Genomic DNA, 6,122 nt, shown 5'->3' with positions numbered 1-6,122 from the left:
TTGCCACTCGGAGGAATTGAACTGAACCGCAACCAAAATATCGCGCTTGTCGTCATAGTCTTGATTGCTGCCGCTGGCATCTGGTATCTGACGATAAACCCGCTAGCGCCCCCGACCAACCTCATAATCATGGGGACGACCGACTCGGTGGAGAGCAGCCTCGACATGGCACAAGCGTATGACTATTTCGGATGGGAGATCATAACCGCCCTCAGCTCTGGGCTCGTGGAGATAGAACCGGGCTCTGAGGCGGGAGCGGATGATATCAAACCAGCCCTTGCAGTGAGCTGGAACACCTCCCTCGATAGCAAGACTTGGGACTTCACACTCCGTCAGAATGTCACTTTTGATGGCGTGAGACCGTTCAATGCAACAGTCGTGAAGTACACCTTTGACAGGAACTGCAACTTGACCGGCCAAGGGCTCTGGGAGCCGGACGGTCCACAGCTCAACATGGAGTATGATGCGATCATTGAGAGCGTTGAGGTGGTGAGCACGTACGTGGTCCGCTTCAACCTGAAGATACCCTTCGCACCATTCCTTCAGCTACTGTCATGTGCAGCATCGTACATGGTCGATCCGTTGTATGCACCCATGGACCAAGTGGTCTCGTACACCGAGGGTGACGCCCGCCACAGCACACCATGTGGACTCGGACCGTACACACTTGCCAGCTGGGTAAGAACCGGTGGAAGTGACTCCGAAATCCGCCTGGTGAAGAATCCGTACTACTGGAATGCTGCTGCCGGCCTGCCAAGAACGGACAACATTGTCATAAAGATGTACTCGAGTTCGACAGCCTTGGCCGCAGCAATGACGGCGGGAGAGATTGACATAGCATACAGGCAGCTGACGTCCACTCAGATCAACACCTTCCGTGCCAGCACCAACGTCCGAGTCTGGGAAGGAGTCGGTGCGCAGATACAGTACATATGCTTCCAGCAGAACATTGCTCCATTCAACAACACTGCGGTGAGAAGGGCTGTGGCGGCGGCGTTGAACAGAACGCACGTCACTGAGACTGTCTTCCTAGGCGACTTCGAACCGCTCTACTCAATAATACCTGCAGGAATGGCATATCATAAGCCATCGTTCCAGAAGTATGGTAGTGCGAACTACACCTATGCGCTGGCACAACTTGCAAGTGCAGGCTACAACACAACGCACAAGCTCGTGATAGACTTCTACTACGAGAGTTCGGGACACTACCCGGAGAGCGCTTCTCAGGCGGCAGTCTACAAGACGGACCTAGAGGCGTGCGGAGCGATAACTGTGAACCTGCACGGCCTTGACTGGCCAACCTACAGGTTGCAGAGGAATGCAGGGACCATGCCGATGTATATGTACGGCTGGTACCCCGACTTCATCGACCCAGACAACTATGCGTTCCTGCCCTTTGCCTCGTGGCTCAACATGGGCTACAACAGCACATACCCCGCTGGCGGTGTGGCACAGTATAACCTCTGGGTTGCTGGCCGAAGCGCAACTACTCCGGCTGCACGACAGGCTGCATACTACAGTCTTCAGGACTTGCAGGCCGACGAGTGCTCCGTGATTCCGTTGTGGCAGAGCAACACCATTGCTGTGACCAAGACGACTGTTCACGGCGTAATACTCGACATCACCGTCAACTGGCGTCACTGGTTGCTCTATCTTGGGTCTCCAGCGACAACAGGACCGTAAAGCAGTTTAGCTGAAGAGATGCGTCAGGAGTTCCTGGCGCAATCTCCCTCTTTTTGTGATGGCCGTTGAAACTTGGCCCGGCCGCCATCATAATGGCTGGTGCACCAAGAAGCCGGAGTCCAAGACACCATCCATGTTGACAGTCACTGGCACCTTTACGCACGTACCTCTTGTCCACATTTCCTTTGACAGATGTTTAGTACGATTGCTGATACCGGCTTGGAGCACAATCTAAAAGAGGAGGTTCTTCACCGCTCGGCATCAGTTCATGCCGTCATGAGGCGGATAGGGTCCCTCGTGAGTCGCACAGAAGCAAACGATTGGTGACAGCAAATGACTCTGAGATCATACATAGCTACACGGATTGCACTTGCCATCCCGATGGTGTTCTTTCTTCTGACGCTGGTCTTTGTTGTCCTGCGAGTCGTACCCGGTGACCCAGCACTGTTACACTTTGAGAAGAACGTGGACCCTGCTACGCTCGCCGAGTTCAAGCAGGAACTTGGACTTGACCGCCCACTCATCGAGCAGTACGTGAACTACATCGCAGGTCTTTTCATGGGCGACTTGGGAAAGTCGATGCAAGACTTCTCATCCATATCATCGCACATCTACAGTCGATTTCCCGCCACCCTTGAACTTGCAATCTACTCGCTGTTGTTCGCTGTACTCCTGGGGACTGCACTGGGCATAAGGTCTGCAAAGCGATATGGTACAACGACAGACAACGCAATCAGGGTGGCAGGCATAGTCACATACGCCATACCTGTCTTCTTCTTGGGCATGATATTCCAGCTCATCTTCGGCATCTGGTTGAACTGGCTGCCAACTGGTGGACGCTTTGACCCAAGACTTGCTGACGCGTTCCTGCCTCCAAGAATAACAGGCATGTACACCGTTGACAGCTTACTGACAGGCAACCTCTACGGCTTCTTGATTGCAATGAAGTATCTGGTTTTGCCATCTGTGACTCTGGGCACCATTCTCTGTGGGATATTCATTCGTCTGACGCGTACCAATATGCTCGAGACTCTTAGGACGGACTTTGTTGTTGCAGCGGAGGCGCGAGGGCTGCCGGCCAAGACCATCACGTACACTTACGCCCTCAAGAACGCATTCCTGCCGATTCTAACGATGATAGGGCTCCAGTTCGCCACACTTCTTGCTGGTGCAGTACTCACTGAAACAACCTTCAGCTGGCAGGGTCTCGGCACATACCTCGTACAGAGAATCAATCACCGTGACTACACTGCCATTCAGGGCACTGTGGTCTTCTTTGGAGTACTCGTGACCCTCGTGACTCTGGTCGTGGACATCATATATGCGTGGCTTGACCCCAGGATAAGGCTCTGATGGAGGAACGAAGAGTGAAACAAGACCAGCTTGTCAGAGGTGTTCTGCTTGGACTGTCCAAGGCAAAGGAGCCCATCGCAAGGGCGTCAATGAGACTCAGGATCGCATTGCTATTGACGGTTGTCCTCGCGCTGTCGATAGTCACGGGCCTTGTTGGACTGGCATTGCGCTCCAACAGTGGTATCGGTCTGCCAGTTGTCGGAGCCACCGTTCTGGTGTGTGTTGCTACCCCGTTCTTCAGGCGGCTCCTCCTGTGGGTGGCACGACATTCTATAGGTCGCCGCAACGGTCAGAAAGCACAGAGCTTGAGGCAGCAAATGGCAGCACTGTTGCTGTCAATCGTACTCGTCTCAGGTCTAGGCGGACTGCTTGCAGGCCTATTGCTCCCGGCAGAGGGAATCAGTATCGTCATGTCCATAGCAGTGGGAGGTGGCGCGCTCACAGCTCTCATGTCGGTACTAGTAGTGGGATACCCGAAGATGAGAGATCGGGGAACACCAGCTCTTCTTGCGACGGCGGGCCTAGTCATAGTCTTCGCGATAGTCTACATGACTGCCGTTTCACTCTACATAGTGCCATACAAGCCGTTCACGCTCGACGTTGGAAGGCCATTGGAACCACCTTCACCGCAGTTCCCCCTGGGGACGACCTCGCTTGGTCAAGACCTTCTTAGCAGGACAATCGCAGGAGGAGCTACCATGCTGCAAGTGGCCGTCCTCTCCGTGTCCATCTGCTTCATCATCGGTGTGCCTGTCGGCCTTGCCGCCTCATTCTGGAGCGGAAAGGTGGACCGTGTCGTTTCCCTCATCATGGACAGCATCTTTGCGTTTCCGGGTCTGGTCCTCGCCATAGCGATTGCGGCCATGCTGGGCCCGGGTGTGGTGAACATGGCGCTCGCCATCGCGGTGGTCTACGTACCCTCCTACTACCGGGTCATAAGGAGCCAGGTCTTCACAATCAGGGAACTGCCCTACGTGGAAGCCGCAAGAGTAATGGGGGCGCCAGACCGTAGCATCATGCTCAGATACATCCTGCCAAATGTCCTGCCCTCTTCGATTGTAGTCATGTCGCTGAACTTCGCAGACGCTGTGCTCACTGCTGCCGGACTGACATTCGTGGGACTGGGACTGCCCATTGATATTGCAGACTGGGGTTGGGACCTCACCTTCGGATGGCTCCAGCTGCTCAGCGGGGCGTGGTGGGTCATCACCTTCCCCGGACTGATGATAGTGCTGCTTGCATTGGGTTTCACGCTTGCAGGTGAGGGATTCAACGAGATACTCACGCCAAGACTGAGGGAGTGATCAACATGGTCGACCTACTGACTATCAAGGACCTCACGGTTGAGTACAGGACAAGACGCGGGGTTGCAAAGGGAATCGACCGAGTCTCCTTGTCCCTCGCCGAGAATCGCACACTTGGACTGGCAGGAGAGAGTGGCTGCGGCAAGTCAACGCTGGGGCGCGCCATCATGAGACTTGTGCCGTATCCCGGGGTCATCACGAGCGGGGAGATTCATCTCGTGACTGACAGAGACATAGAGTGTGGACAGACCACAGTCCCCAAGGGAAAACTGAACCTGCTCAGACTGTCGGAAGAGCAAATGAGGGCACTGCGCGGTCAGCAGATTGCCTACATATTCCAGGACCCCATGACCTCACTGAACCCGATGAGTTCGATTGGAAGGCACTTCACCGAACTCATCTGTGCACATTGCCCCGGGACCACCAAGGACGAGGCACTCCGGCAGGCAGGAGAAACCCTCGAGAAACTCGGCATACGACCGGAGAGGATGTCAGACTACCCTCATCAGTTCTCGGGGGGTATGCGACAGAGGGTCATGATTGGTCTGGCACTGGCCCTGAAGCCGCGTCTACTCATAGCAGACGAGCCAACGACCTCTCTGGATGTGATAGTCGAGGCCCAGATACTGAAGGAGATGGCGGACCTCAAGAACGACTTCAACCTGACGATGATACTTGTAACCCACAATCTCGGGGTGTTAGCGCAGACAGCAGACGAGATTGCCATCATCTATGCCGGCCGAGTAGTCGAGCTTGCTGAGACCGAGGCTCTGTTCGAGAACCCGCAACACCCGTATACAAGGGCACTCCTTCAGTCGGTGCCTGATGTGACTCAGCCCAAGAAGAGACTCTCGTGGATACCGGGGGCTCCACCTGACCTCGTATGTCCGCTGCCCGGATGCATGTTCAGACCACGCTGCCCCAATGCCATGTCTGTCTGTGAGTCTGTTGAACCACAACTGACAGAGAGCTTCTCGGGCGGAAGAGTAGCATGTCATCTCTATGGAGGTGTCTGATGTGAAGCTTGTCGAGGTTCGCGAACTCAAGAAGTACTTCCCGCTTCAGAAGGGCTTTCTCACTTCCCTGTTTTCCAAGGAGCGCGAATATGTCAGGGCAGTTGATGGGGTGTCCTTTCACATAGACAAGGGAGAAGTACTCGGACTTGCCGGTGAGAGTGGTTCAGGCAAGACGACGACAGGCAGGCTGTGTGTGCGACTTGAAGACCCCACCAGCGGACAGATACTCTTTGACGGGACTGACATCGCCAGTCTCAAGGGTGACAAGCTCAGAATGATGAGAAGACGATTTCAGTTCACGTTCCAAGACCCCACATCATCTCTGAACCCAAGACTCAGTGTTGGTGATGCGATAGCTGACGCTCTACGCTTTCAGGACATGGGCACACCTGAAGAGCGGAAGGCCAGGGCCGAGATGGTGCTGGAGCGAGTAGGACTATCACCAGCCGCGTCATTCTATAACAGACTGCCACACCAGCTGAGCGGCGGACAGAAACAGAGAGTCGTCTTCGGTCGTGCAATCGTTGTGAATCCAGAGTTCGTGGTCACTGATGAGCCAGTTGCAATGGTCGATGTATCAATCAAAGCACAGATCCTAGAGCTGATGATGGACCTCAAGAGAGAACTGAACCTCACGTACCTCTTCATTTCACATGACCTTGCCACGGCCCGACACGTGTGCGACAGAATAGCCGTCATGTATCTGGGGCAAATCATCGAGCTCGCAGACAAGGACTCAATCTACGAGGACCCACTTCATCCATAC

Annotated in this window: 5 protein-coding genes; all 5 read left to right on the top strand. The window is 54.6% G+C overall.

Features of this window, described 5'->3' with window-relative positions:
- Nucleotides 1-1,683 (top strand): hypothetical protein (locus HXY34_12715; protein NWF96996.1); only part of this gene is annotated, 1,683 nt, incomplete at its 5' end.
- A gap of 333 nt (nucleotides 1,684-2,016) precedes the next feature.
- Nucleotides 2,017-3,036 (top strand): ABC transporter permease, encoded by a 1,020-nt coding sequence (locus tag HXY34_12710; protein ID NWF96995.1) that lies wholly within the window; start codon nucleotides 2,017-2,019, stop codon nucleotides 3,034-3,036.
- A gap of 449 nt (nucleotides 3,037-3,485) precedes the next feature.
- Nucleotides 3,486-4,340, top strand: coding sequence for an ABC transporter permease (locus HXY34_12705; protein ID NWF96994.1), 855 nt, complete (start codon nucleotides 3,486-3,488; stop codon nucleotides 4,338-4,340).
- Nucleotides 4,341-4,345: 5 nt separating this feature from the next.
- Nucleotides 4,346-5,356 carry an ABC transporter ATP-binding protein gene (locus HXY34_12700; GenBank protein NWF96993.1) on the top strand — a complete coding sequence of 337 codons (1,011 nt, stop codon included), beginning with the start codon at nucleotides 4,346-4,348 and terminating at the stop codon, nucleotides 5,354-5,356.
- Nucleotide 5,357: 1 nt separating this feature from the next.
- Nucleotides 5,358-6,122, top strand: a 765-nt coding sequence (locus HXY34_12695; GenBank protein ID NWF96992.1) for an ABC transporter ATP-binding protein, incomplete at its 3' end; no start/stop codon positions are given.

The sequence above is a fragment of the Candidatus Thorarchaeota archaeon genome (assembly GCA_013388835.1).
Lineage (GTDB): Archaea > Asgardarchaeota > Thorarchaeia > Thorarchaeales > Thorarchaeaceae > JACAEL01.
Note: the sequence above shows the minus strand (reverse complement) of the source record. Positions and strands in the feature narration are given on the sequence as shown.